Consider the following 24,842-nt stretch of genomic DNA (forward strand, 5'->3'; position numbering starts at 1 on the left):
CTACTGCCAACTGCCCTTATCAATCATCCAATCCGTTGCGCGAATGAGCGAATCCACGATGCCGGGCTCAAGCGAGGAGTGGCCGGCGTCGGCGATGATCTCGAGTTCGGCTTCGGGCCAGGCCTTCTTCAAATCCCACGCATTGCTCACCGGCGTGCACATATCGTAGCGGCCGTGGGCGATGCGGCAAGGGATGTGGCGCAAGCGTGTCGCCGCCTGCTCAAGCAGCCAGCCATCACGTTCGAAGAAGCCGTCATTGACGAAATAATGGTTTTCGATGCGCGCGAAGGCTTCGACGAAGCGATCTTCGTTGAAGCGCGAGGGCAGCGCGCTTGGACCTGCGAACGAGATCGTCTCGCCCTCCCAGCGCGACCAGGCGCGCGCGGCTTTGACACGCGTTTCCCAATCAGGCGAGGTGAGGCGTTTGTGGAAGGCCTGCAGCAGGTCGCCGCGCTCGACTTCTGGAATGACGCTGACATAGCGATCGAACGCGTCCGGGAAGATGTTGCTGGCGCCTTGCTGGTAGAACCAATCAATCTCGCTTTTGCGCAGCAGAAAGATGCCGCGCAGCACGAGGCCAGCGACGCGTTCAGGGTGCTGGGCCGCATACGCGAGCGCTAGCGTTGAGCCCCACGAGCCGCCGAAGACGAGCCATTTGTCGATGCCGTAGCGTTCGCGCACGCGTTCCATGTCTGCGACCAGGTCCCACGTCGTGTTTTCGCGCAGCTCCGCGTGCGGCATAGAGCGGCCGCAGCCGCGCTGATCCATCATCACGATGCGATAGCGCTTGGGGTCGAAGAAGCGGCGCATTTCCGGCGAAAGCCCGCCGCCGGGACCGCCATGCAGTGCGATCGCGGGCAAGCCCTTCGGATTGCCGCTCTCTTCTACGTAAATCGTGTGAATGTCCGAGACCTTGAGCATTTCGCTCTTGGCGGCTTCGAGCGGCGGATAGAGGTCGCGCCGCGGCGGGGGCGTTTGGCCGTACATGACGTTTGGTTACGTGCCAAAGCGCCGGATCGCAAGCGCAGCCAGCGACATAAGGCTGCGCGTTCGTCTCTTTAGTGCGCGCGCATGCAATGCTACCGCTTGCGCGCACCTCCAGAAGAATCGATGCCGCCCGCGTGAGCGCCGAGACCGCCTCCATTTTCAGCTCCCGCGCCGCGCGGGTGACATTGGTGATGTCGTGCCTGTTTGCCACCACGGGCGTGACTTTGGTGTTCCTGCCGCGCTGGCTGGAAGTGGAGCGTGGGCTTTCGGGCGCTGAGATCGGCGCTGTGCTGTCGCTGGCGCAGCTGGCGCGGATTTTCACAGGGCCCGCGATTGCGTTCTGGGCGGATGGTGTCGCCGACCGCCGCACGCCATTTCGGCTGATGGCGATTGCCGCGATCGCGGCCTACGCGGCGTTCTTTCTGTTGGCGGACGGCTTCTGGCAATTGCTGGCGCTGGGTTTTCTGGCGCTCTCGCTCGTGCAGGCTTTGGTGCCGCTGATTGAAGCGGCGACGCTGCGCGCGACGGCGAGCGGCAAGATGAATTATGGCGTGGCGCGGGGCATTGGTTCGGTCGCATTCATCTTTGCGAACGTCGCCGGTGGTTTTGTCGTCGCACAGTTTGGCGTTGGCGCGATTGTCATATGGGTGCTCGCGGGCCTCGCGGCCGTGGTCGTGTCATCCTGGACCGCACTGCTACCCGACCCATCGTCGCATCAGATCGTCGCCTCGTCCGATCGCTTCAAGGCGTTGATTGAGCTGCTGCGGACGCGGCGCTTCTTGATCCTCATCTTCGCCTGCGGTCTCATTCAGAGCGGCCACGCTTTCTATTACGGCTTCTCCGTGATCGTTTGGCGCGGGCAGGGCGTGTCAGCGGAAACGATCGGCTTCTTGTGGGCAATTGGCGTCGCGGTCGAAGTCGCGTTTCTCTGGACGCTTGGCTTCTTCGAGCGACGCTTCTCGCCCGAGACGATGATCATCGCCGGTGCGGGCGGGGGCGTGTTGCGCTGGATCGCCATGGGCTTTGCGCCGACCGGTTGGGCGCTGTGGCCGTTGCAAGCGTTGCATGCGCTGAGCTTTGCCGCGGCACATGTGGGCGTCATGCGCTTGCTCCATCGCGACACGCCCGAGGCGCAGGCGGCGATGGCGCAGACGCTCTACGCGGCGCTCTCCGGCGGCATCCTGATCGGCGCCTCGACGCTGCTTTCGGGCGTCCTCTACGATGCGGTAGGCGCGCGGGGCTATTGGGCGATGGCGCTCATCGTACTGGCCGGCGGAGCGCTGGCGCTCCTTCTCCTCAACCCCGCGCCGCGCGTCAAAAACGCCACACAAGGCTAGTTTGCGGCCTAATTTCGCGTCTTGAGGGAACCCTCGCCCTCAAAGCGCCTTCGGCTTCTTTGCCTTATATTTTCTGTTAGCCCTTATCGTTCGGCGAGCAGAAAGCTTTCGAGGGACGCATTTCGTATGGCCGCAGCGGCCACTTTTGATTTCCGCGAGGATGACCGCGCGCCTGTGCTGGCGCTGAGCGGCGATTGGACGGTGGACACCATCGCCAGCGCGGAAGCGGACCTGCGCGCGCTTACTGAAAGATTAAAATCTGGCGCGGTGGTTGATGTGAGCGCGCTTGGCCGCTTCGACGTCGCTGGCGCCTATCTGATCGATCGCACCTTCCGCGAGAGCGCCGCTGGCGACACCGCACGTATCGCCATTCGCGGCCAACACGTAAACGCGCAGAGACTTTTGGCGACGGCGCGTAAATCTTACGGCGGCGAACTCACCGCACCCGAGCATCCCGAAGGGCTCAAGGGCTTTCTCGAAATCGTCGGTCGGGGCATGGCCGCGATTGGCGAGGAGATCATAGAGACGGTGAGCTTCTTCGGCGAAACGCTCGTGGTGCTCGGTCGCCAGATCGTTGAACCGCGCCGCATTCGCTGGACATCCCTGGTGCACGTCATGGAGGTCGCCGGCCTCAACGCGTTGCCGATCGTGGTGATGCTGTCGTTCTTTATCGGCCTGGTCGTCGCCTATTTGGGCGCGCGCATTCTTGGCGATTTCGGCGCCTCGGTGTTCACTGTTGAGTTGGTCGCGTTCTCGATGATGCGCGAATTCGGCGTCGTCATCACCGCGATCATTCTGGCGGGCCGCACCAATAGCGCGTTTACCGCTGAGATTGGCGCGATGAAGATGCGCCAGGAGATCGACGCGATGCGCGTCATGGCGCTCGATCCCATGGATGCGCTGGTCGCGCCGCGGGTGATCGCCATGCTGATCATGACGCCGATCTTGACGTTCGCGGCGACGATGGCGGGCATTTTTGGCGGCTTGCTTGTGTGCTGGTCCGCGCTCGGCGTGAGCCCGGCGATGTTTTTTGCGCGCATTTCCGAAGTGGTGCCGTCGCAGCACTTCTGGGTCGGCATGGTGAAATCGCCTGTGTTTGCGATCGTGTTGGCGGTGATCGCCTGCAAGCAGGGGCTCTCCGTCGGCGGCGACGTTGGTTCGCTTGGCAAGCGCGTGACGACGTCTGTAGTGCAGGCGATTTTCATGGTCATCCTGCTCGATGCGTTGTTCGCGCTCTTTTTCCTGGAGATGGATTGGTGAGCGAGGACATCGCCATCCGCGTACGGGGACTCGTCACCCGCTTCGGGCGCCAGACCGTGCACAACGGGCTGGACCTCGACGTGCGCCGTGGCGAAATTCTCGGCGTCGTTGGCCCGTCCGGTTGCGGCAAGTCGGTGCTGCTGCGTGAGATCACGGGGCTTGATCGACCGACAGAGGGCGAGATCAGCTTTCCCTATCACGAAGCGCAAGGCATCGAGCCGCGCTTGGGCGTGATGTTCCAGGACGGCGCGTTGTTTTCAAATCTGACAGTGCTGGAGAACGTGGCCGCACCCTTGCGCGAGCACGCGCACAAGATTTCGTCGAAGCTGCGCAACGAAATCGCGGCGCTGAAGCTCTCGATGGCTGGGCTCGATTCCAGCGCGCATCACAAAAAACCGGCGCAAATCTCCGGCGGCATGCGCAAGCGTGCGGCTGTGGCGCGGGCGCTGGCGCTCGATCCGGAATTGCTGTTCTTGGATGAGCCGACGGCGGGGCTCGATCCGATCTCCGCTGAAAACTTCGATCGCATGACGCAAGACCTCGCGCGCTCCCTCGGGCTCACCGTGTTCTTGGTCACGCACGATCTCGATACGCTCTACGCGATCTGCGATCGGGTGGCGGTGCTTTACGGCGGCAAAGTCGCCGCGATCGGCACGATCCCGGAAATCACAGCGAACGCCCAAGGTTGGGTGAAGGAATATTTCTCTGGACCGCGTGGACGGGCGGCGCATGCCGGCGTCAGTGCGGGAGGGTAGAGGCATGGAAACGAAGGCCAATTACATCCTGATCGGGGCCGCGACCATTGTTGGCGCATTGCTGATCATGTTCTTCGCGATGTGGATCTCATCGAGCGAGTTTAGGCGCGGCTACAACGAGTTCGACGTCGTGTTCGATGATCCGGTGCGCGGCCTCACCGAAGGCGGCGAAGTGCGCTTCAACGGCATCAAGGTCGGCGAAGTGGATTCGCTGCGCATCGACCCGGATAACACGAACCGCGTGATCGCGCGCGTGCGTGTCTCCACCGACGTGCCAGTGAAGACGGATACCTCCGCTCAACTTGAGCCGATTGGTTTGACGGGCGTGACTTTGATCCAACTCTCGGCCGGTAGCGCGGATGCGGAATTGCTACGCCCACAAGGTTTCGGCGCGCCGCCGCCGCGCATCCAGGGGCGCGGCAGCCAGATTGATATTCTGGTCGCGCGATCGGAGGACATTGCGCTCCGCGCCAGCGAAGCGATGGCGGCCGTGCGCGATCTGCTGACGGATGAGAACATCGCGCGCGTGACACGCATTGTGCGGAATCTCGAAACCGTGTCCGAGCAATTGGCCGATCGCAATTCGGTCGTGACGCAATCTGGCGAAGCCGCGCGTGAAATCGCGGCGCTGTCGCGCCAATTGCGCAGCGATATGGCCGAGCTTGATCAGGTCATGACGTCGGTGAATGAAGCGGCGCAGACCGCGTCGGGCGAGACATTGCCGGAACTCACCAATGCGGCTGAAGAAATTCGCCGCGCCGCGGCCGGCATCTCGCGCGTCGCCAACAATCTTGAAGAGAACCCTTCAGTCCTTACGCCGCAATCGCCGCGGCCAAGCGTGGAGCTGCGTCCATGATGCGCGCGTCGATCTTTCTTTTGCCGCTGGTGCTGGGTGGGTGCATTTCGCTGCTGCCTGAGCCGCCGCCGCCGCCGCGCGTGTTCGTGCTGGAGGCCGCTGATGTCGCGCCGCTCTCGCAGCGTATCGACGCGACGATCGCCGTGGCGCAGCCGACGGGCGAGCGCACCATCATGGGTACGGACGTTATCTGGCGCACCGGCGACGAATTGGCCTATGTCGCGCAAACGCAATGGTCGGCGCGTTCGGAATTCGCGCTGCAGAACATGCTGATCCATACCCTGGCGCGTCAGGGCGCTTTCAGCGCGGCGACGCGCGCGGGTGAGGGCCGGGCGCACTACGAAGTGCGCTGGGACGTGCTCGATTTCGAAGTGCGCGAAGATAGTATGCAGGCGCGCTTCGTGGCGGATGTGCGCATTGTCGCCTCGCCGGGCCGGCGCATCATCGCGCAACGCGTGATCGAAGCGGAAGCGCCAGTGTCGGATCGCTCCTCCAGCATCGCCACTCAAGCGCTTGCGCGCGCCGCCCGCGAAGGCGCCGCGCGCATTGGCGTGTTCGCGGCGGAAGCTGCGTCAGCCGATCAGGCGACGCAGCAGCCAGCGGCGAACTGATTACGAGGCGAGTGCGGCGTCGATCAGCAGGTAAGCGCGGACGAGGTCCGAGCCTTCGCCTTTGTTGTCGCTCTTGGCGAGGTCCGGGCGGGCGCGGAATTCCGCGGCCATTGCACGGGCGTCGAGATCGCGTTGGAGCTGACGCGCGATACGGCTGACCGCAACCGGAGCCACATTCTCGACCGCGCGGCGACGGGCCGAAGCGCCATCGCGTGAGCGTTGCGCGATCATGTCGAGGTCGCGCGGGTCGAGCACGTTGTCGAGATCGACGCCGGCTTCAGCCACCAGATCAAGCGCGCTGTGCTTCAGCGACGCGTCCGGATTGTTGGCCAGTGTGCCGAAATCCGCGAGGTCGAACGCATCGCGCCCTTCGTTGGCGGCCTTCGGCGCGTCTTCGCGCGGCGGCATGAAATTGCCCCAACCGCCGAAGCCTTTGAACACGCGGCGCGGCTGCGTGGGCTGTTCATCGCGCGGCTCGACGCGTGGGCGCGACGAACGCGTGACAGCGGCGCTCGCGGCGGCGTGCAGCGTAGAGAATTCCGGCTCTTCCGCGGCGACGCGGTCCAAGGTGCGTGCGAGCGAGCGTTCAACCGGACGTTCGATCTCGCGCTCGATGCTGCGCTCAACGCGCGGGGCTGGCGCAGGCGTAGCAGGCGCGCGCTTGGCGCCAGCGGTGGCGGCCAGCGACATGAGGCGCTGTTCGATCTTCGCCGTGTAGCGTTCAGCCGCGGCTTGGCTTTCGTTCGAAGCGGCGCGTGCGGACTCAGCGGCCTCTGCAAGCTTGGCCAGAGTTTCGGCGGCGGCGTCTTGCATCGCCTGATTTTCGGCGCGGATGAGTTGGGCTGCGCGCTTGGCTTCGAACACGGCGCTGCGCGTCGTTTCACGCACCGCGGTCGCCGTCTCATTGGCGGCGAGCACGGCTTCGGCGCTGGCGCGCTTGGCGGTTTCGGTCAGGCGCGTGGCTTCGGCCAAGCCTTCGAGCATTTGGCTCATCGAGCCGTTGAGCGAATTGCTGGCGGCGGCTGCGTTGTCAGCGGCGCGATGCATTTGCGCCGTGCGGTCACCGAGCGTTGAGGCCGAGGCGCTGAAAGAGTTGAGGTACGATTGCAGTGCATCTTCGGCTGAGACGATTTCGGTCTTCACCAGCTTCGATGCTTCGCGCATCAGGCGGATCTGACGGCCAATCGAATTGGCCATGTTTTCGGTCTGGCCCTTGAGATCGCCGTTGAGTTCGACGATGGCGTCGCGCTCTTGTTGCAGTACATAGGCCATCGTCTCGACGTTCTCGCGCGACGAGGTGACGGCTTCGTTGAAGAGGGCGGCGTTGCGTTGGGTGCTGCGCTCAAGCTCGGCCAAGCGATCGAGCGCCGAGGCGACGGCGTCGTTCAGGTTTTCGATCTCGTGCTTGACGATATTGGTGAGGCGTTGCGCGCCTTCTTCGGCGGCGGCCGACGGCGTGCGCGCGTCTTGGGCGATGCGTGTGAGTTCCACAGCGAGCTTGCGCGCCTTCAGCGCTTCGCCCGCGGCGGAGGCGGCGACCCAGAAGAGTAGAGCCGGGCCGAATGCGAGTGCGATGAGGCCGGCTTGCATCGCCGGGTCCATCGTCATTACGGCGTCGACGCCATAATAGGAGAGCGGGCCGCCGATCGCGGCGCCGATCCAGAGCAGAGCCGCGAGGCCGCCGAGGAAACCGGCCCACGAGAAGCCCGTCTTCACTTTGATTGGCTCGCGCGGTTCGACCGTCGCCGGCTCGTCGGCAAAGGGTTCGAAATCGCGGAACGCGGTATCTTCATTCGCGGCTTCGATATCGCCGAAGCCTTCGAACGGATCGCGCTCGTCCTCAAGGTCGTACCGCATGGTAAACTCCTCGCCCATAAAGGTTTGCAGGCGTTAACGAGTGCGCAGTGCAACGCGCATGCCACATGAGCGAGTGAGTTTCGCCGGGCGCGCGTGCGCCAGATCGGCGCAAAATCCGCGCCGCGTAGCGTTTTGGGAGTGTGGTTAAGGTTGACGTTGCTGTTGTTAACCGGCGATGAGAAGCGCGTTTGAACAAGCGCCTTTTTTCGATGATGTCTTTTCCCTTCTTGCCGCGTGAAGCGCTGGCGCTTCCCGGCGGCGGCGCGGTGCGGCCCCCGCGTGGCTACAAGCTTCATCCTTATAGGGACGAGAACTGGCGCGACGCGGGCGTGCTCGTGCTCTATCGCCATTTGCGCTCGATGATGTCGGGGACGATGGAGTGCAACGGCATTATCGCGGTTGCGCGTCGCGACGCGCATGCGGACATCGATGATTTCGTGAACGCCGCGCGCGGCGGGTTAACAACGCGCTGGGCGCATGGCGACGAAAAGGGCTGGGGCGACAATGCGGTGCGTCTGCCGGTCGAGCGGCGCGCCGGTGCGGATGGCGCTGAGCTGTTCGGCGAGCTCAGTGTTCACGTGGTCGGATGTTGGGATGTGTACGATTGGCCCGGCCGCTTTCTCGCCGTGGAGCACGCGCGGGGTGTGCGTGTGGCGGTGTGGATTTGGGATAAGCACGGCGGCGAGAAGCGGGCGCGCGCGATGGTGAACGCCATCGCCGGCTCGTATGGCGGCGCGGAGGGGCCGTGATGCGCTGGGTGTTCGTGCTGATGTTCGCGGGTCTTGGCGCGATGATGCTTTATGTCGGTGTCGCGCAATACGTGCTGCAGCATCGCATCGCCGAGTACGCGCGGCCGATCGAGGTGGAGATTATCCATTCCGAAGTGACGCGCAGTTTGTCGAGCGACACTGATCCAAGCTTGTCGCGCAATACGTCCACCACGACTTACACGCCGGAAGTGCGGTTTCGATACGTCGTCGAAGGTCGCGCATACGAAAGCGCAATGATGCGCCCCAACATCATCGAAACCACTTATGGCTCGCACGAAGATGCGGCGGCGGCATTGGCGGACTATCCGCTGGGCGCGCGCGTGCAGGCATGGGTTGATGACGCGCATCTGGAGAATGCGTTTCTCATTCTAGAGAAGGGCATAGGCCCGATCGTGTTTACGATTGTTGGCTTGCTTGCGCTTGGCGTCGCCTATCTCGCCTTCCGGTTCATCCGATGATGTACCCGCGCAGACGCTTCGGCGCCGTCACGATGGAAGCGCCGCCCGGATTGTTTGAGGACGACGAAGCGCCAAGCGATTGCATAGCAGCGCTCACAGCGATCGCGCCTGCGAGTTTGCGGCTTTGGAAGATCGATCCAGATGGTGCGCCGGATCTGAGTGCGCTGATGGCGCGCTTATGCGATGGCGCAGTGCGCGAAGTGGCGGCGATCGGCGAAGAGCATGTTTGGCCAGGGCTCGCGGCGGACGTCGCGGGCGACATACGCGAGACGCATTATCTCTTCGAGCATGACGGTGCGGTGATTTATGGCGTGGCGCGTGCGCCGCGCGTGCTTTGGCCCGATTACGGCCCGTTTCTGGAAATGGCGATGCTGTCGCTCGATATCGGCGCGCGGCCCTCGCTCTATCTGCCGCTCGTCGCAGGCGCAGGCACGCCGGAGCTGACGCCGAAGCCGGAGGTGGAGAGTCCAAGCGCTTCGCTCGAACGTCGTCTAGCTAGCGTCACGTCCAAAGCGCAACGCCTCATTGCGGAGTTGGATATCGAAAACGCCGAGGCGCTCGTGCGCGCGATCGATGCGGACATCTACGGCGCAAGCGCGTTGATGCAGATTTACGAAGCTGCCTTGGCTCAAGCGCCAGCAAACGCCCGCATCTACGAACGCGCGCTCTATTGGGCGCGCGCCGCTCTGCCCGAACCGCACACCGAGGTCGAGGCAGAGCAAAACGAAGCGGCCATCACCGAGCGCGAAGCGGCGCTCAACCGGATTTATCGCGGGGATTAGCCCGCAGCCGCATCAATCAGCAAAAACGCGCGTGTGGCTTCGGCGTTCATGGCGGCGCGGCCGCGGCCGATGAGTTCGGCGATGCGCATGCCTTCGTTGCGCAGGAAGAGCATGGCTTCCTGGTTGGCATGCGCGTCGCGCGTCAGGAAATCGGCGAGACGATGCGTGGCGTCGGGCGCTGCGTCGCGGACAGCGCGACGACGCGCTTGTGTGCCGCCGCGCGAGCGTTGTGCGATGCGTTCGAGCGCGGACGGCGAGAATACATCGTCCATGCGCAGGCCCGATTGTTCGATGGTCTCGATGATTGGCAAAGCGGGGGACGCTGTGCGCGGCTGGGTTATGCGCCGACGCAGGTGCGCGACCGGATCTTCGGCGGGCGCGCCGCGCACGGCCGGCGATTGTGGCGTGGCGCCTTCTTCGACGTTCGAGAGCAGGTCGCGCCAGGTCCAATCGGCGGGGGTGGAATCTTGGCGCGGGCGTTCGATAGGGCGCTCCTGGCGTTCGCCGAACAGCGCGTCGTCGCGGCGCGCGCGCGGCGGCGGCGCATCGAGCGGATCGGGCTCGTCCCGCCAGGAATTGTCGTAAGCGGAATCTTGCGCCTCGGGCGTACGGCGACGCACGCGCGGGCGCGCTGGCTGCGGCGCCTCATCTTCAACCGCTTCACGCGCGCCGATGGCGGCGCTTCGTGCAGCATCCGCCGCATCACGCAGCCGCTCCAACGCGACAGCGGCTTCGCGCTCCACGTTGACGGCTTCGTTTCGGATGAGATCGGCGGCGCGCTTGGCGTCGTCGATGGCGCGATGCGTGGTGTCGCGCACGGCGCCGGCAGTGGAGTTGGCGGCGAGCGTGGCGGCTTCGGCGGATTGGCGCGCGGCGTCAGTGAGGTTTGTCGCCTTCGCCAAGATGTCGAGCGCATTCGAGAGCGCTTGTTCGAGACGAAGCGCGGAGTCGGCGCTGGCTTGTGCTGCGCTGGAAAGGCCGTGCGTGCGGTCGCTGATGAGGGCGGCTGCGGCGCCGAACGAGGTGAGGCGATGGTCGAGCGCCTGGTCGGCGGCGCGGACTTCAGCTTCGGCGACGCGCGCGGCTTCGCTGATCGAGTGCGTATGGCGCGAGATCGAGTCGCCAATGGTCTGCGCGTGGTTGGTCAGCTCTTTTGAGATACGCAGCAGCTCTTCGCGCTCGCGCTCCATGCCGGAAATCATTTGGCCGGCGCCGGCGCGAGCTTGGTCGGCCATGTTGTCGACGGCCTGCGCCTGGCGCGCGATTTGGCCTTCGACGTCTTGCAGGCGCGCGAGAGTCTTTTCGAGCGCTTGGTCGAGCGTCGAGATTTCGCCGCGCACCGTCATCGCGAGTTGACGTGCGGCGTCTTCCGCGGAGCGCTCTGGATTGAGCAGGCGATCGGCGGCGTCGGCCAGGCGTTGCGCTTCGGCGCGGGCGCGGGCGCTGTCGCGCGCGGCGACGCCGGCGAAGATCGCCATGAGAGCGGGGAAGAGCACCGCCGCGCCGATGGCGGCGCCTTCAACCAAAGTGAGCGATTGCACGCGATCAGCGCCCATCAGCGCGAAAGCGGCGACGCCCGCGCCGACGATCCAAAGGCCCGCGACAACGAACGCGAACACGCTCATGCCGGCGCCGGGATCGCTCTTGCGGTCGAGCGTGCTCATGCGGATTTCCTCAAGCGTCTGCTAACGCTCAACGGAAACGAGATAAGTTAGACGATTTCAAGGGCGCCGCACTGCTTTGGGGCGCGAATGACCAAGGTTTCAGCGATCGCGCGATGCTTCAGCGGCTGGTTCAGCCGTACCGTGCTCGGCCGCACGCTCTTCAAGCGTGATGCCCACCCACGCGAGCGCGATGGCCAAAAGTGCGTCCCGGACTGCGACGAGAAAAGCGAGCATCGCCCTCTACCTCAATGCGATGTTCCGCATATGCGTTGTTCGCTCCGGCGGCACAAGCGATGAAAGCGGTAATATCGGCCGAATAACGAATTGGCGGCTATTTTCTTGCCGACCGTGCTTGACGCGCACGCCTGAGCGGCTAAGTAACGGGCAATGTTACAACATAACACTGCCCGCGCCGGGCAAAAGGCGCATCTGGCTCACGCGGCAGTGGTGGCTTTGCACGCTTTATGCTGCGGCTTGCCGGCTATGGCGATGCTTGCGGCGGCGTTGTCGGGCGCGACCTCCGGGATCGCGCTGCTGAGCGATTTTTTCGAGCCTTTCCATCATCTTCTGCATCAGCATGAGCTCTGGATCATGGCCGTTTCGGCCGGACTCGTGGTGCTAGGCGCGGTGTTGGAAGTCGTTGCGCGCCGCCAGCCGCACAATCACGGCTTTCCCTGGCTTTTTGCGCTCTCGGTCGTCTGCTTCCTGGCCAACGTGGCCATTATTGTGGCTCACCGCGCCTAGCGTTTGGGCTTGAGCACGTGCAGCGCCAGCGTCCGGAATTTGCGGAGGCTCGTTGAGATTGGCCCAGCCCGCCAGAGAGCGCGGCGTAGAGCAAACCCTTCTAAGGCCGTCAAAAGCGTCTCCGCGGCCTCCTCGGAGTCCATCGCCGGATAAATGCCGCCGCCGCGCCGGGCCTTGTCGATGGCGCTGGCCAGTCGGCCGCGGGCGATCCGGTCGCGTTCGGCTAAGGCTTTGGCCAATAGGGAATCTCTGGCCGCTTCCGCCCAAATGTCTGAGAGCAGGGCGGCGTCGCCGTCCTTATCGAAGGCTTCCAAGAACGCCCGCGCCACCTCCGCCAATCCTTCGACCAGGGCTTCGGCGTCCGGGAGCTGGTCGAGCGCCGCTTCCGCCTCGGCGCGGGCGTCGAGGGCGATGGCGGCGACGATGTCGGCCTTGGAATGGAAGTAGCGATAGAGCGCGCCTGGGCTGATCCGGGCTTCGGCGCAGATTTCCTCGATTGTGGTCTGGCGGAAGCCACGCTCGCGAAAACAAGTGCGCGCCGCTTCCAGGATTTGGCTGCGGCGGCGTTCGGGCAAAGCTGGGTCGGCGAGGCGGGGCATGGCTCGCCACCAGCATAAAGCGAGTCGATCGTGGCTTCTGGTTTAGGGTTAATTCACAGCCTGCTGGCAGCGTTACCCCGATACGTTCGGGGGGAGCGCTTCCGCAATGATAACAACGACGCCTATGGCGATCGCGAACGCGGCGGAGACACGTCGGCGCGAGATGCCGGCCTCCGTGGCGCTGGTGATGCTCACCGGGGGCTTGGCTGCGGCCATTATGGGCGGAAGCATGCCCGTAGGCTGGGCGGCGGTGATGGCGCTGCTGCTCGTCTTCGATACAGAACTCTATCGCCGCCTCGACATTGCCGATGCTGAGATCAAGGGCGGCGTGTTTTGGGGGCTGTGCGCGTGGGCGTTCACGAACTCGGCGTTCTACGCGGTGTTGCCTGTCGCACTTTGGCTGCATGGCGAGGCGGCGGCCGCCGCTGCTGCAATGGTGTTGTGGGTGGCGGGTGTCGTGCGCCATTTCAGTCGCGGCGCCTCGGGCGCGTTGCCGATTGCGATGGCGGGCGCCGCACCGCCGGCGCTTTCGCTTCTGGCCGCGCCTTTGATGATTGCGGCGATGTCTGGCCAACCGGATTGGGATTTAGCGCTGATCGCCGCTGTCGGCGGCGGCGCGCTGATGGCCTACGTCACGCTCGCGCGCATGAGCGCGGCGGACGCTGAAGCCGCGCTTCGCGATGCGGCGCTCAAACAAGATTTGAGCGCGACGATGGGCAAGCTGATGATCGAGCAAGGCTCGGTCGCGGCGGCCTTGATGGATCGCGACGGCAAAGTGTTGGCGATGAGCGAGCCGATGCGCATGGCGCTGAGCGTCAAGGGCGATGGGATTGGCGAGAAGCTCGACAAACTTATTCCGTGGTCGCCCGATCAATGGCGCGACGCATTCAAGCGCGCGCTCGCCGGAGAGGTTGTATATCACGAGGAGGATGAGACCAAGACGAGCGCCGGCACGCAATGGTTCGAGTGGGGTGCGCGGCCGTGGCGTGGTCCCAGCGGCGAAATTCTAGGCGTGATTGCGCATGGGCGCGACATCACCTCGTTCGTCGAGACGCGTGCGGCCGTCGAGGAGAACGAAGAGCGTCTGCGCATGGCGCTGGACGTTGCGCGTACGATTGTTTGGGAGGTCGATTTCAAAACCTCGCGCGTGAATTGGCACGGCGACCCGCTGCCGCTCTATGGCCGCACGATCACGTTCCAGGAATTCATGGATACGAGCACGCCGATCATTCACGTCGATGATCGCCGGCTGCTGCAGACTTATTTTGCCGAAGTCTTGGAGGGCGCGGATAGCTCGCTCGAACATCGGGTCATGCACCCGGACGGCACTGTGAAGTGGGTCGAACTCTGGTCGCGGCGTGTGCTCGGGCGCACGGGCGGCGTGCGCAAGATTATCGTGTTCGCCAAGGACATCACTGCGCGCAAGCGTCAGGAGGCGGCGTTCATCGAGGCGATGCACCGCGCGGAGACAACGCTGAAGGCCAATCGCGCGCTGTTTGCGGAGTTCGCGCCTGTCGGCGCCGCCTTCGCGGACGAGATCGATGAATCGGCCATCAATCTGGAAGAAATGTATGAGCGCCTGGAAGGTCTGCTCGAAGAGATGGATGTGCGCGACGCCGCGCTCGCCGAGACGATCAATTCGCTGCGCGCTGCGCGCGAGTCGGCCGACACCGCCAACGTCGCTAAATCGCAATTCCTGGCCAATATGAGCCACGAGCTGCGCACGCCGCTCAACGCCATCATCGGCTACAGCGAAATGCTGCAGGAAGAAGCTGAAGCGGATGGTCGTGATAACGACATCGCCGACATTCAGCGCGTGCTGAGTTCGGCGCGCCAATTGCTGCATCTGATCAACGGCATTCTTGATCTGTCGAAGATTGAAGCTGGCCGGATGGAATTGTCGGTCGCGGAATTCGACGTGCCGCAATTCTTGCGCGAGGCGGTCGCTACGGTGCGCCCTGTGGCGGAGAAGAATGGCAACACACTCACGCTTGAAGTGGCCGACATCGGCGAGGCGTCGACGGATTCGTTCAAGCTGAACCAGTGCTTGCTCAACCTACTCGCGAACGCGGCGAAGTTCACGCAGAATGGCGACATCGTTGTGCGCGCCGCGCGGCACATGGGCGGCGATCAGGACTTGATCGAGATTTCGGTGTCCGACACCGGCATTGGAATGAGCGAAGATCAGCTGCACCGTCTGTTCAATGCTTTCATGCAGGCAGACGCTTCGACCGAGCGCAAATATGGCGGCACCGGCCTCGGGCTCGCGATTACGCGCCGGACAATGCAAATGCTTGGCGGCGACGTCACTGTGCTGAGCGCGCCCGGCGAGGGCTCGACCTTCACGCTGCGCTTCCCAGCACAACTCTCTGATGCGCCGACGCAGGAGCGCGTTGATGCGAGCGCTGCCGTAGGGCAGGGCAAGCAACGCGTTGTTCTTTTGGTTGATGATGAAGAGAGTGCACGCGATCTTACCAGCCGCTCGCTGACACGTTTGGGCTTTGATGTGAAAAGCGCCGCGACTGGCGCGCAAGGTTTGGCAATGGCGCGCGAGTTGCAGCCGAGCTTGATCTTGCTCGATATCAATCTGCCGGACATGACGGGTTGGGACGTGCTCTCGATGTTGAGCATGAGCGGCACGGCGCAAATTCCCGTTATCATTCATTCGATCGACGACGAACGTCAGCGTGCGCTGAACTCGGGCGCTTGTGAACTTCTCGTTAAGCCTGCTGATCGCGATGTTCTCGCGGCGGCGGCATTGCGCTTTGCGCGCGTTGAATCTAATTCCACTCCGGCGCCAGCGTCGGTTCCTTCGTCCATAGCAAGAAGTGCGTGAAAGGCCTCTCCCCATGCGTATTCTCATTGCCGAAGACCATCCCGATAATCGCGAAATGCTGACGCGCCGCTTGGAGCGCCGCGGCTACGAAGTGCATTGTGCGGAGAACGGCGCTGAAGCCGTGGAAATGGCGCAAAAATGCGCGCCGGATCTGATCCTGATGGATATCTCGATGCCGGTGATGTCGGGCATCGAAGCAACCAAAGTGCTGCGCCAAACGCCGACAGTGTCGAGTGTGAAGATTGTGGCGCTCACCGCGCATGCGATGGAAAGCGCGCGTCGCGAGTGCATGGAAGCGGGTTGCGATGATTTTGCGACCAAGCCTGTCGACTTCGCGGGCCTCGTCGCGCTGATTGAGAAATACGCAGCGTAAGCAACCGCGCGCATGGTTAGCGCGCGTCAAGGTTAGCGAAGCGTTTTGCAAATTTTTCCATCAATGACGCGCGTCGTTAGCGTCGCTTCAACCTCGATCAATTACAACCGAACGCTGGTATTGGTGTTTAGTGGGGCCAGGGGAGAGAATGTCTCCGGCGCAAAGCGATGACAGCGCGTCCCCAGCGGCGCGCCTTGGACGCATTCTGCTGGTCGATGACCAGGCGCAGAATCGCGACATGCTGGGCCGACGCCTGGAGCGACGCGGCTACGAAGTCGTACTGCGTGAAACCGCTGTCGGCATCGAAGATGCGATCGCGGAAGACAATATCGAACTCGTACTGCTTGATTGGATGATGCCGGAGCGCTCGGGCTACGACGCGCTGATGGGCATTCGCGCGCGCTTCGACGCCGAGCACGTTCCAGTTATTGTTGTGACCGCGCTTGATGACGGCGACATCGTCTCCAAAGCGCTCGAAGGCGGCGCCAACGATTATATTTCGAAGCCCATCGATCTGCGGGTGTTGAGCGCGCGCGTGAAAGCGCAATTGGATCGCCGCCAAGCGGTGCTTGAGCTTGATGCGATCCGCAATGATCTTGAGCGCGCGGTGCTTGAGCGCACGCAGGATCTGGTTGCGGCCAACGAAACGCTGTCGGCCGAAATCAATGAGCGTCAAGCCGCGGAGGCGTTGGCGCAAACGCTGGCGCGTCACGATCCGCTGACGGGTTTGGCCAATCGCCGCCACTTCTTGGAAGAATTAGAGCGTCGCTTGGCCCTCGTCGGCGAAGAGGACACCGCGTTCGCGTTGATGTTCATCGATCTCGATCGCTTCAAGCCGATCAATGACGTGCATGGTCACGCTATCGGCGACCAATTGCTGCAAGTGATTGCGACCCGCCTCAACAGCTGCATCCGCGACGATAGTTTTGCGGCGCGCTTGGGTGGTGACGAATTTGCTGTTCTGCTCGAAGGGCCGGGCGGCCGTGAAGGTGTGGCTGCTGCGGCGCGTCGGATTCTGCACGAACTTTCTGCGCCGATCCTCGTCAATGGCTTGAAGCTGACGGTCGGCGCCTCGATTGGTGTTGCGCTCTGCCCTGAAGATGGTCGCGATGCGGCCGAGCTGTTGCAGCGCGGAGATGCCGCGATGCTGCGCGCGAAAGAAGATCGCGGCGCTTATCAATTCTTCGATTCATCGATCGACGAGGAGCTGAAGTCGAAGGCCGCGCTCGAAACCGAACTACGCACGGCCATTCCTGGCGGCGATATCGTGCCGTACTTCCAGCCTGTGGTGCGTGTTGATACGGGCGAGCTTGCGGGCTTTGAAGTGTTGGCGCGCTGGCCGCACCTTGAGCGCGGCATGATCTCGCCGGTGGATTTTATTCCTGTCGCTGAAGAGGCGGGCCTGGTCGACGCCATGTTCTGGGCGTTGCTGGCGCAAGCGTGCCGCAAGGCGCTCGAAGCGCCGGGTGAGTTCATTCTCGCCGTGAATATTTCGCCGAGCCAAGTGCGCGACCAATGGTTCCCGGAGAAGGTGTTGCGTACGCTGCGCGAAACCGGCTTCCCGGCGCGTCGCCTTGAAATCGAAGTGACGGAAAGCGCGATGATCGGCGACGTTGCGCGCGCGAAATCGTCCCTGCTGTCGTTGAAGAACCAGGGCGTGCAAATCGCGCTCGACGATTTCGGCACCGGCTATTCGTCGCTTTTCTTGTTGCGCGAATTGCCGATCGACAAATTGAAGATCGACCGCTCTTTCGTGGCGCGCATCACAACCGACCGCGAAAACCAAACCATCGTCGGCGCGCTTGTCGGCCTCGGCAAGGCGCTCGGGCTCAAGGTCACGGCGGAAGGCGTTGAGGACGCCGAGACCGCCGCTGTCCTTCAAGCGATGGGCTGCGAGTTGGCCCAAGGCTATCTCTACGGCGCGGCGATCGCCGAGCCGGTGTACGACGCGCAGAAATTGCGCAAAGCCGTTTAGGCGTTTTCCGCGATCTTGTACTGGAACCAGACGTTCGGCTCTTCGTAGAGGCCGATGCCGCGTTCGAGATCCACACAGACTTTCGTCAGCGCGCCATCGATCGCGTATTCGCCCGATTGCTCGAACGTACGGCCCGTCCAGGTCTCCCAGAACGACACCGGCTCTTCGACAACCATCGAGCGCGTCGCTTGGCCAACGATGCGGCCGCCGGCGGCGAGGTGGCTGCGTAGCCAAGGATCGTAGGTGCGGCCCTTGTCGTCCGTCCAACGCAGGTATTCGGCCATCGGCACGTCGGGGTGCTTGGCTTTCGAGGTTGGGCGCACGGGAATGACCACGCCTTGGAAGCCCGCGGCTTCGGCCTTGTCACGCATCGCCTTTATGACAAGGCGCGCGAGACCTTTGGAGCGATGGACTTGCGGCACGGAGATGCCGAGGCCGCCCAGCATGTTCGGCGGGTTTTCCGCGCGGCCGGCGGAGTCCACGATCCAATCCCAGCCTTCAGCCGGCAGCTTTTCCGGGTCCGGGCAATAGAAGGGCACGCAGCAGCCGATCGCCACCGGGTAACCGGTTGCTTCATCGACCAAGCAAATCTGGAAGTCGGCGTAGCGCTCCAGGAGCTCGTCATAATGTTCGAAATGGGCGCGCGTGAAATTGAGATAACCGAGCGCATTCCAAGCCGATTGCTCAATGGCCACGGCGGCGCGCTTGAGCGCAGCGCTGTCGGCGCGCGTCTTGACGACGTACCGCGTCATCGGGGTGTCCCTTCTGGTCCGGCTCAATACTTAGATCGCAGCGGCGAGTACCTGGTTGTCCCCTGAACGTTGCAGCCGCGATGCCTTGGTTCCCTAATAAAGCGTAAATAATTTAATGGCAATACCTAATCAGCATTTACCTTCGTTAAAATACAAGGTTAACGTGACCTTTTTACACAACCACAGGGTGCTGAATTGCTTAGATATTAGTATCGTGTAAATAAAAAAGTCGGCCAAGGGTAATAGTATATTGGGGAAGCTCTGGCAAAACTCCATATTGGCGCAAGATGTGCCGTATTTACTTTGGCTCAACCATGACATTCGGCGGCCTCGGATCAGTCCCGTATAAGAATAATCTGCGTCGTCTGACGCTGGTTATCGGCGCCGTTTTGACCTTCTTCGGCCTTTTGCTGTTGGCCGTCGTTGCGTACGCGGGCTGGTCGGCGAACCGCACGGCCATCGAGCGCGAGCGCCAATTGGTTGAAAACGCCCTCGACCAAGCCGTGAGCCGGGTGCTCAACGAGGAAAAGGCGATCGCCTGGTGGGACGACGCGGTCGTCAATGCCCAGCGCCGGCCGCTCGACCTCGAATGGATCGAGACCAATATCGGCGTTTATTTCTATGAAACCTATGGCCACGATGAGATGTACCTCGTCGATGGCGACAATCGTTCGATCTACGCCAATATCGGCGGCGAGCTTCAGCGCCACCCGGCCGTGGCCTATTCGCGCCGCGCCAACGTCCTCGACCAAGTCGTGATGGCCGCGCGCGGGCAGCGCAATGATGCGCTACGCCTCCGCGACGCGGCCTTCACGGCGGATCAACAACGCTATTCGTTCCTACTCGGCGCCGAGGATGCGAGCTGGTCGGGCCATATTCTGACCGTGGGCGGCCAGCCAGCCGTGGTCAGCGCCATGGCGATCGTGCCCAGCGTCGATGCCGAGGTCTTGGTAGGCGAGCCGCATCTGATGGTGTCGGTCGTCCAGATGGACGAAGATTTCATGGCCGCGGTCGGCCGCACATTGCTGATGCCGGACCTGCGCTTGTCGTCCGGGCCGATGCAGGTCGATGGCATGATCTCCGAGCCGTTTCTGGCCGATGACGGCACGCCGATTGGTTATTTGAATTGGACTCCGCGTCAGCCGGGCAATTTCCTCCTGTTCTTCATCCTGCCGCTGGTCGCGATCGGCGTGATCGGCGCCGGATGGCTGACCTGGACGATGATCGGCCGCTTGAAGCGCGCCTCGACGGATTTGGCCGAACGCGAAGAGCAATCGCGCCACCAAGCGCTGCACGACGCGCTCTCGGGCCTGCCGAACCGCCACCATTTCGTGACGCGCCTGCAGGACCAGCTCGATGCGCTGATCCAGCAACGCAACAATGGCCGCGTCGTGGTCGCCTATATCGACGTCGACCGATTCAAAGACATCAACGACACCATGGGCCACCAGGCCGGCGATGCGCTGATCATGGCGGTGGCGCAACGTCTGCAGAGCTCGATCGCCCCGGAAGATTTTCTGTCACGCTTCGGCGGCGACGAATTCGCCGTCGTCTGCCGCGCAAACCGCCCGGAGGCGGCAGAGGAATTGGCGCAACGTCTGCGCAAGGCGTTCGAAGAGAGCTTTGATGTGTACGGCCAGCACATCCGCATGACGGCCTCGATCGGCCTGTCGATGGCGCCGGATCATGGTGCGTCGCCCGAAGAATTGATGCGCAACGCCGACATCGCACTCTACCAAGGCAAGAACAAAGGCCGCGACTGCGCCATGATGTTCTCGGCCGATATGGCGGCCGAAGTTGAACAGCGCCGCGAAATCGAACTTGAGCTGCACGCCGCGCTCGAAGGTAAGGCGCTACAATTGCACTATCAGCCGCTGGTCTCATGTGCCGGCGGCCGCGTGACGGGTGTGGAGGCGCTGTTGCGCTGGAAGCATCCGACCAAGGGTGACATATCGCCAGCAGTTTTTGTGCCGATCGCGGAAGAGGCGGGCTTGATGCCGGCTTTGGGCGCCTTCGTGCTGGAGCGTGCGTTCGAGGAGGCCAAGCTGTGGCCGGATCTCGACGTCGCGATCAATCTGTCGCCGGTGCAGTTCCGACACGTGGATCTGCCGGAATTGCTGACCGAGCTGAAGGATCGCTACGCCATCGATCCACGCCGCATCGTGCTGGAAATCACCGAAGGCGTGCTGATGGAAACGTCGGACCGCAACCGCCAGATCCTCGATTCCGTGCGCGGGATGGGCTTCAAGGTGGCGCTCGACGATTTCGGCACCGGATATTCGTCGCTGCGCTATCTCTGCGATTTCCGCTTCGACAAGATCAAGATCGACCGCGCTTTCGTTACGGGCATCCATGAGCGCAAGCGCGCCATGACCATCATCCAATCTGTGGTCACGCTCGGCCGCGGCCTTGGCATGGAGATCGTGGCCGAGGGGGTGGAAACCGAAGCCGAAGCCTCGGTCATGCGCCTCGTCGGCGTCACGGAATTGCAGGGCTATTTCTTCTCGCCCGCCGTGCCGGCCGCCGCCGTCGCTGACCTCGTCGCGTCGCTGACCGCAACGACCGCGCCGCAGCGTGAGACGAAAGCCACGTTGGCCGATTTGCGGCTGCAACGCCGCTCCTAATTCGCGCGCCGCGCCTCAATTCAGGCTCATTTCGCTTGGGCGACGAGTCACAATCGGCGCAAGCTTTTGCGGCGTCACTTTTATGTGCGCATCACGCGAATTCCGGGCGTGCGTCGCGCTATGGACAAAATTCGGCAAAGCCGGCATGCCAACCCAAACGCGCGGTTAACGGGGGCGCCCCCGTCCGCGGCAAAGCGGGGTAATCGGGCGGCCTTCTGGCGCGGCTCGAACGGCGGCTTGAGGCGTCGCCGGGCTCCCCGTGGACACGGAAGGGGACGGAGCCGGCATGCGGATCAACAAAGTTCAACTCGCGGGTTTGGCTGTTGCGCTCGTAGGCGCGGCGGCAGGACCGGCGAAGGCCGAAGACGTCACCATTTCGACGGCGACGACAACGCCGCTTTCCACATCCGATCCAGTCGCAGGCGGCGCAGTCGCGGCGGGCGACATCACGGTCGCGAGCGGCGGCAACATCACGGTGACGGATGGTCAAACCGCTATCACCGTCGATTCTAGCAACGACGTGACGATTGCGAGCGGCGGTCGTCTCACCTCGCTCGATCAGGACAACACCACCGGCATTCTGATTGAAGGCGGCAACTCGGGCGTGATCTCGAATGCTGGCCAGATCAACCTGACCGAAGCCTATGTCGGCGACGATGCGGACGACGATGGCGATCTCGATGGCCCGTTTGCGGAAGGTGTAAATCATCACGGCATTCGTCTTCAGGCTGGTCCCGCATTCATTGGCGAGATTGACAGTTCGGGCACGATCTTCGTTGAGGGCAACCAATCCTACGGTATCCGCCTCGATGGCCTGCTCGACAGCGATGCAACTTATGACGGCACGCTGACCAATACCGGCGTGATCAATGTGGTTGGCGACAATTCCTATGGCGTCGCCATTCTCGGCGACGCCGCTGGCGGCACGGCTGGTGACGTTCACGTCGCCGGCAGTGTCAGTGTTCGTGGCGAGAACAGCACCGGCCTCCTTGTGGACGGGCAGATCGATGGCGCGCTGACCATCAATGGCACCTGGAATGTTACGGGCTATCGCAACGCCGTTCGACCTGGTGAGGATGATGAGTTCGACGCCGACGACATGCTGCAAGGCGGCTCGGCCATCCACATCCGCCATAACGTGGTCGGCGGCGTCACGGTCCAGGGCGTGGGTTTCGAAAACGATCTGGATGACGACGGCGACGGACTCGAAGATGGCGACGAGGACGAAACCAACGACAACGCGACAGCGTCGATCACGCTCTACGGCGAAGCTCCCGCGCTGTTCGTAGAGGCCGAAGCGGGCGAGAACCTCGTGCTCGGCGTCAACGGCAATGGCTACGGCCTGCAGGTGCGCGGCGCCATCGCCACGAACGGCGTGTTCGACGGCATCACCGGCACAGGTATTTCGCTGCAAGGAGATTCCGCGGCCGCCACCGTCACCGTGAACGGGGGCATCGTGCTCGACAGCACGCTGGGCGCCACCGCCTGGAATGCGAACGCCACAGCGCTTCACATCGGTGATTGGGTGAATTCGCCCCTGGTGCTCCTGCGCGGCAACACCGTGACGAACGTGCAATCCGACGATGTGTTCACCGCCTATGGCGTCCGCTTCGACGGCGAAGCGAATGTGCCTGTCGTCGATAACCGGGGTACGATCCGTGCGCGCTTGTTTGGCGAGGAAGGCCATGCGGTCGTGTTCCACGATGCGGGCAGCTCGGTTCAGACGCTCTACAATTCGGGCTCGATTATTGCTGAGCATGTGCCGACAGATGACGATCTCACCGACGGTGTGCCGCCGCCCGCGGTGACGGGCGATGAGGTCGCGATTGATTTCAGTGCCTCGACCAACAATCTTTTGATCTGGCAACGTGATTTGCCCGATGAGACGGATGACGATTCCGAAGACGATCTCGACGATCCGGCGATCCTGATTCAAGGCGATATCCTGCTGGGCGCGGGCAGCGATACGCTGCAACTCGACGCCGGCAGCATCATTGGCGATGTCTCGTTCGGCGGCGGCTCGGATATCTTCAACATCGATAACGGCGCGATTTTCCGCGGCCGCATCGACAACGCAGCCGGCCTGGACATCAGCGTTACCGACGGCGCGCTTTATCATGGCGGCGGCGACACCAACCTTTCGACGGCGTCGTTCGGCGCCGATTCAATCTTGGGCATCGTGCTGTCGCCGACGGCTGGTGAAACCACGCATCTGATTGCAACCGGCCAAGTGACGTTCGTCGATGGCTCGGTCATCGTGCCGGTGTTGCCCGTTGGTCTGCCGGATTCCAGCGACCCGGGCGATTACATCTTCCTCACGGCAGCCGGCGGTTTGGTCGGCGAAGAATTCGTGGTCGGCGATGTGACCGCGGAAGGCACGCCGTATCTCTACGATCTCTCGATTGGCGTCGTTGCCGGTGATCCGAATTCGCTCGAAGCCAATTACGAGATGAAGACCGCGTCGGAATTGGGTTTGACGGCGAACCAGACGGCCGCGTTCGATCCGCTGATCCAAGCGCTCCGTTTGGACGATGATGCGGCGGCCGCCTTTGCAACGCTCTCAACCCAAGCGGACTTCTTCGACGCCTATGACGACCTGATGCCGAGCTATTCAGGCGCGGCGGCGGAGATCGCGACGACGGCAATTCAGCAGATGCAAGGCGCCACGAGCAATCGCTTGGCCGCGACGCGTTTGCAGGGCCTCGATGAAGTGTCCATCTGGGCGCAGGAAATCGGCTATCTCGTGACGCGCACGCCGCCGACGGCGAACGGGCAAGAATTTGAGGGCGCCGGCTTCGGCATCGCGCTCGGCATCGACGGCCCGCTTGAGAGCGGCGATCTGTTTGGTTTGTCAGCGTCGTTCGTGGCGTCGGAAGTTGAAGAAGCTGGTCGTCCGGAGGGCGAGATCGCTTCGTGGTTCGGGCAGTTCAACGCCTATCTCGGCGCTGCGCGCGGGCCGATCGATCTAGACTTCATCGCGGGCCTCGGCGCCGGCAAGACGCAATCGCGCCGCTTCGTGGAGATCGGCGAAGACTTTAACGCCATGTCTGAAGGCGATTGGTGGGCGTTTGAAGGTCACGCCTCGGCGCGCGCTTCAGCGCCAATGCGGATGGCCGATTGGTTCATCGTCACGCCGCAGGTCGGCCTCACCTACGTTGCGCTCTCCGAGCAGGCCTACACCGAAGAAGGCGGCGGCTTGGCGATCGATTACGACGTCGACAGCGCCTTCTCGCAGCGCCTCTGGGCGGATGCGGGCCTTGAACTGAGCGCCCGCTTCAATTGGGGCGCACGCAACGTGCTCGCGCCGCGTCTGTTTGTCGGCTATCGCGCCAACGTCATCGACGAGGAAGCCGAGCGCACCGTGCGGTTCGTTTCGGGTGGCGACGATTTCACTTTGATCGACGAAGGCTTGGGCGACGGCGGCCCGATCGTCGGCATCGGCTTTGACGCCAGCAACGGCTATTCGACCTTCTCGCTCGGCTACGAAGGCGAGTTCGGCGATCAGATCGAGCGCCATAGCGTCAACGCCGCGATCCGGTTCCGTTTCTAAGCCGGTCCAATACAGCGGCGCGGGCGGCTTGACGCGCGCGCCTGCTTGAACT

20 protein-coding genes are annotated in these 24,842 nt (G+C 63.0%); 14 read left to right on the forward strand and 6 right to left on the reverse strand.

Translation table 11 applies throughout. From position 1 onward, the window contains the following. Positions 1-987, reverse strand: a complete 987-nt coding sequence (gene pip / locus EPJ54_RS18500) for a prolyl aminopeptidase (RefSeq protein ID WP_135213256.1) — start codon at positions 985-987, stop codon at positions 1-3. 134 nt (positions 988-1,121) lie between these two features. On the opposite strand from pip, the gene EPJ54_RS18505 reads away from it, so the two are divergent. The 5 genes from EPJ54_RS18505 (at position 1,122) to EPJ54_RS18525 (ending at position 5,806) form a co-directional block, all read left to right on the forward strand. Continuing rightward, complete coding sequence (locus EPJ54_RS18505) at positions 1,122-2,324, forward strand: MFS transporter (protein ID WP_167755837.1); 1,203 nt, start codon at positions 1,122-1,124, stop codon at positions 2,322-2,324. A gap of 126 nt (positions 2,325-2,450) precedes the next feature. Beyond that, the gene (locus EPJ54_RS18510) at positions 2,451-3,584 is read left to right on the forward strand and encodes an ABC transporter permease (RefSeq protein ID WP_135213258.1); all 1,134 of its coding nucleotides are present in this window, start codon (positions 2,451-2,453) and stop codon (positions 3,582-3,584) included. Beyond that, on the forward strand, positions 3,578-4,339 hold the full coding sequence (locus EPJ54_RS18515; protein ID WP_135213259.1) for an ABC transporter ATP-binding protein: 762 nt from the start codon (positions 3,578-3,580) through the stop codon (positions 4,337-4,339). Before EPJ54_RS18510 ends, EPJ54_RS18515 begins: the two co-directional genes overlap by 7 nt. 4 nt (positions 4,340-4,343) lie before the next feature. Then, a complete protein-coding gene (locus EPJ54_RS18520) occupies positions 4,344-5,195 on the forward strand; it encodes an MlaD family protein (protein ID WP_167755838.1) in 852 nt (283 codons plus the stop codon). Further along, complete coding sequence (locus EPJ54_RS18525) at positions 5,192-5,806, forward strand: ABC-type transport auxiliary lipoprotein family protein (RefSeq protein ID WP_135213261.1); 615 nt, start codon at positions 5,192-5,194, stop codon at positions 5,804-5,806. Before EPJ54_RS18520 ends, EPJ54_RS18525 begins: the two co-directional genes overlap by 4 nt. On the opposite strand, the gene EPJ54_RS18530 is transcribed toward EPJ54_RS18525, so the two are convergent. Further along, the gene (locus EPJ54_RS18530) at positions 5,807-7,663 is read right to left on the reverse strand and encodes a coiled-coil domain-containing protein (RefSeq protein ID WP_135213262.1); all 1,857 of its coding nucleotides are present in this window, start codon (positions 7,661-7,663) and stop codon (positions 5,807-5,809) included. Positions 7,664-7,872: 209 nt separating this feature from the next. Between EPJ54_RS18530 and EPJ54_RS18535 the strand changes: the two genes are divergently transcribed. Genes EPJ54_RS18535 through EPJ54_RS18545 form a run of 3 tightly spaced genes read left to right on the forward strand, consistent with a single transcriptional unit; the run spans position 7,873 to position 9,673 of the window. After that, on the forward strand, positions 7,873-8,412 hold the full coding sequence (locus tag EPJ54_RS18535; protein ID WP_135213263.1) for a hypothetical protein: 540 nt from the start codon (positions 7,873-7,875) through the stop codon (positions 8,410-8,412). Then, positions 8,412-8,891 carry a DUF3592 domain-containing protein gene (locus tag EPJ54_RS18540; protein WP_167755839.1) on the forward strand — a complete coding sequence of 160 codons (480 nt, stop codon included), beginning with the start codon at positions 8,412-8,414 and terminating at the stop codon, positions 8,889-8,891. Before EPJ54_RS18535 ends, EPJ54_RS18540 begins: the two co-directional genes overlap by 1 nt. A gap of 32 nt (positions 8,892-8,923) precedes the next feature. After that, the gene (locus tag EPJ54_RS18545; RefSeq protein WP_167755840.1) at positions 8,924-9,673 is read left to right on the forward strand and encodes a hypothetical protein; all 750 of its coding nucleotides are present in this window, start codon (positions 8,924-8,926) and stop codon (positions 9,671-9,673) included. Here EPJ54_RS18545 and EPJ54_RS18550 read toward each other — a convergent pair. Both EPJ54_RS18550 and EPJ54_RS20290 read right to left on the reverse strand, forming a co-directional pair. Then, entirely contained in the window at positions 9,670-11,337 is a 1,668-nt protein-coding gene (locus tag EPJ54_RS18550) for a methyl-accepting chemotaxis protein (RefSeq protein WP_135213266.1), read from the reverse strand. The two genes, EPJ54_RS18545 and EPJ54_RS18550, sit on opposite strands and share 4 nt — an antisense overlap. Before the next feature lie 99 nt (positions 11,338-11,436). Then, complete coding sequence (locus EPJ54_RS20290; protein WP_275574768.1) at positions 11,437-11,571, reverse strand: hypothetical protein; 135 nt, start codon at positions 11,569-11,571, stop codon at positions 11,437-11,439. 249 nt (positions 11,572-11,820) lie between these two features. On the opposite strand from EPJ54_RS20290, the gene EPJ54_RS18555 reads away from it, so the two are divergent. After that, positions 11,821-12,081 (forward strand): hypothetical protein, encoded by a 261-nt coding sequence (locus EPJ54_RS18555; RefSeq protein WP_135213267.1) that lies wholly within the window; start codon positions 11,821-11,823, stop codon positions 12,079-12,081. Here the strand turns inward: EPJ54_RS18555 and EPJ54_RS18560 are convergent. Then, positions 12,078-12,680 (reverse strand): TetR/AcrR family transcriptional regulator, encoded by a 603-nt coding sequence (locus EPJ54_RS18560; protein ID WP_135213268.1) that lies wholly within the window; start codon positions 12,678-12,680, stop codon positions 12,078-12,080. The two genes, EPJ54_RS18555 and EPJ54_RS18560, sit on opposite strands and share 4 nt — an antisense overlap. A gap of 124 nt (positions 12,681-12,804) precedes the next feature. On the opposite strand from EPJ54_RS18560, the gene EPJ54_RS18565 reads away from it, so the two are divergent. The 3 genes from EPJ54_RS18565 to EPJ54_RS18575 all read left to right on the forward strand — a co-directional run bounded on the left by EPJ54_RS18565 (position 12,805) and on the right by EPJ54_RS18575 (position 17,864). Further along, positions 12,805-15,516, forward strand: a complete 2,712-nt coding sequence (locus EPJ54_RS18565; RefSeq protein WP_167755841.1) for a PAS domain-containing hybrid sensor histidine kinase/response regulator — start codon at positions 12,805-12,807, stop codon at positions 15,514-15,516. A gap of 13 nt (positions 15,517-15,529) precedes the next feature. Then, positions 15,530-15,889, forward strand: coding sequence for a response regulator (locus EPJ54_RS18570; protein WP_135213270.1), 360 nt, complete (start codon positions 15,530-15,532; stop codon positions 15,887-15,889). Between the two features lie 148 nt (positions 15,890-16,037). Next, entirely contained in the window at positions 16,038-17,864 is a 1,827-nt protein-coding gene (locus tag EPJ54_RS18575) for a putative bifunctional diguanylate cyclase/phosphodiesterase (protein WP_135213271.1), read from the forward strand. Here EPJ54_RS18575 and EPJ54_RS18580 read toward each other — a convergent pair. Next, a complete protein-coding gene (locus tag EPJ54_RS18580; protein ID WP_239591025.1) occupies positions 17,861-18,616 on the reverse strand; it encodes a hypothetical protein in 756 nt (251 codons plus the stop codon). The two genes, EPJ54_RS18575 and EPJ54_RS18580, sit on opposite strands and share 4 nt — an antisense overlap. A 314-nt stretch (positions 18,617-18,930) precedes the next feature. Here EPJ54_RS18580 and EPJ54_RS18585 point away from each other — a divergent pair, with 314 nt between their 5' ends. Together EPJ54_RS18585 and EPJ54_RS18590 are read left to right on the forward strand one after the other, a co-directional pair. Beyond that, positions 18,931-21,240 (forward strand): putative bifunctional diguanylate cyclase/phosphodiesterase, encoded by a 2,310-nt coding sequence (locus EPJ54_RS18585; RefSeq protein ID WP_167755842.1) that lies wholly within the window; start codon positions 18,931-18,933, stop codon positions 21,238-21,240. Positions 21,241-21,526: 286 nt separating this feature from the next. Next, positions 21,527-24,790 (forward strand): autotransporter outer membrane beta-barrel domain-containing protein, encoded by a 3,264-nt coding sequence (locus EPJ54_RS18590; protein ID WP_135213273.1) that lies wholly within the window; start codon positions 21,527-21,529, stop codon positions 24,788-24,790. Positions 24,791-24,842 lie beyond the last annotated feature (52 nt).

The sequence above is a fragment of the Vitreimonas flagellata genome (assembly GCF_004634425.1).
Taxonomy (GTDB): domain Bacteria; phylum Pseudomonadota; class Alphaproteobacteria; order Caulobacterales; family Aquidulcibacteraceae; genus Vitreimonas; species Vitreimonas flagellata.

What these genes read in the sequence shown, in the direction of transcription:
- pip (WP_135213256.1), bottom strand. Translation starts at nt 987, where the DNA reads ATGTACGGCCAAACGCCCCCGCCGCGGCGCGACCTCTATCCGCCGCTC.
- EPJ54_RS18510 (WP_135213258.1), top strand. Translation starts at nt 2,451, where the DNA reads ATGGCCGCAGCGGCCACTTTTGATTTCCGCGAGGATGACCGCGCGCCT.
- EPJ54_RS18520 (WP_167755838.1), top strand. Translation starts at nt 4,344, where the DNA reads ATGGAAACGAAGGCCAATTACATCCTGATCGGGGCCGCGACCATTGTT.
- EPJ54_RS18525 (WP_135213261.1), top strand. Translation starts at nt 5,192, where the DNA reads ATGATGCGCGCGTCGATCTTTCTTTTGCCGCTGGTGCTGGGTGGGTGC.
- EPJ54_RS18530 (WP_135213262.1), bottom strand. Translation starts at nt 7,663, where the DNA reads ATGCGGTACGACCTTGAGGACGAGCGCGATCCGTTCGAAGGCTTCGGC.
- EPJ54_RS18535 (WP_135213263.1), top strand. Translation starts at nt 7,873, where the DNA reads ATGATGTCTTTTCCCTTCTTGCCGCGTGAAGCGCTGGCGCTTCCCGGC.
- EPJ54_RS18540 (WP_167755839.1), top strand. Translation starts at nt 8,412, where the DNA reads ATGCGCTGGGTGTTCGTGCTGATGTTCGCGGGTCTTGGCGCGATGATG.
- EPJ54_RS18545 (WP_167755840.1), top strand. Translation starts at nt 8,924, where the DNA reads ATGGAAGCGCCGCCCGGATTGTTTGAGGACGACGAAGCGCCAAGCGAT.
- EPJ54_RS18550 (WP_135213266.1), bottom strand. Translation starts at nt 11,337, where the DNA reads ATGAGCACGCTCGACCGCAAGAGCGATCCCGGCGCCGGCATGAGCGTG.
- EPJ54_RS20290 (WP_275574768.1), bottom strand. Translation starts at nt 11,571, where the DNA reads ATGCTCGCTTTTCTCGTCGCAGTCCGGGACGCACTTTTGGCCATCGCG.
- EPJ54_RS18555 (WP_135213267.1), top strand. Translation starts at nt 11,821, where the DNA reads ATGGCGATGCTTGCGGCGGCGTTGTCGGGCGCGACCTCCGGGATCGCG.
- EPJ54_RS18560 (WP_135213268.1), bottom strand. Translation starts at nt 12,680, where the DNA reads ATGCCCCGCCTCGCCGACCCAGCTTTGCCCGAACGCCGCCGCAGCCAA.
- EPJ54_RS18565 (WP_167755841.1), top strand. Translation starts at nt 12,805, where the DNA reads ATGGCGATCGCGAACGCGGCGGAGACACGTCGGCGCGAGATGCCGGCC.
- EPJ54_RS18570 (WP_135213270.1), top strand. Translation starts at nt 15,530, where the DNA reads ATGCGTATTCTCATTGCCGAAGACCATCCCGATAATCGCGAAATGCTG.
- EPJ54_RS18575 (WP_135213271.1), top strand. Translation starts at nt 16,038, where the DNA reads ATGTCTCCGGCGCAAAGCGATGACAGCGCGTCCCCAGCGGCGCGCCTT.
- EPJ54_RS18580 (WP_239591025.1), bottom strand. Translation starts at nt 18,616, where the DNA reads ATGACGCGGTACGTCGTCAAGACGCGCGCCGACAGCGCTGCGCTCAAG.
- EPJ54_RS18585 (WP_167755842.1), top strand. Translation starts at nt 18,931, where the DNA reads ATGACATTCGGCGGCCTCGGATCAGTCCCGTATAAGAATAATCTGCGT.
- EPJ54_RS18590 (WP_135213273.1), top strand. Translation starts at nt 21,527, where the DNA reads ATGCGGATCAACAAAGTTCAACTCGCGGGTTTGGCTGTTGCGCTCGTA.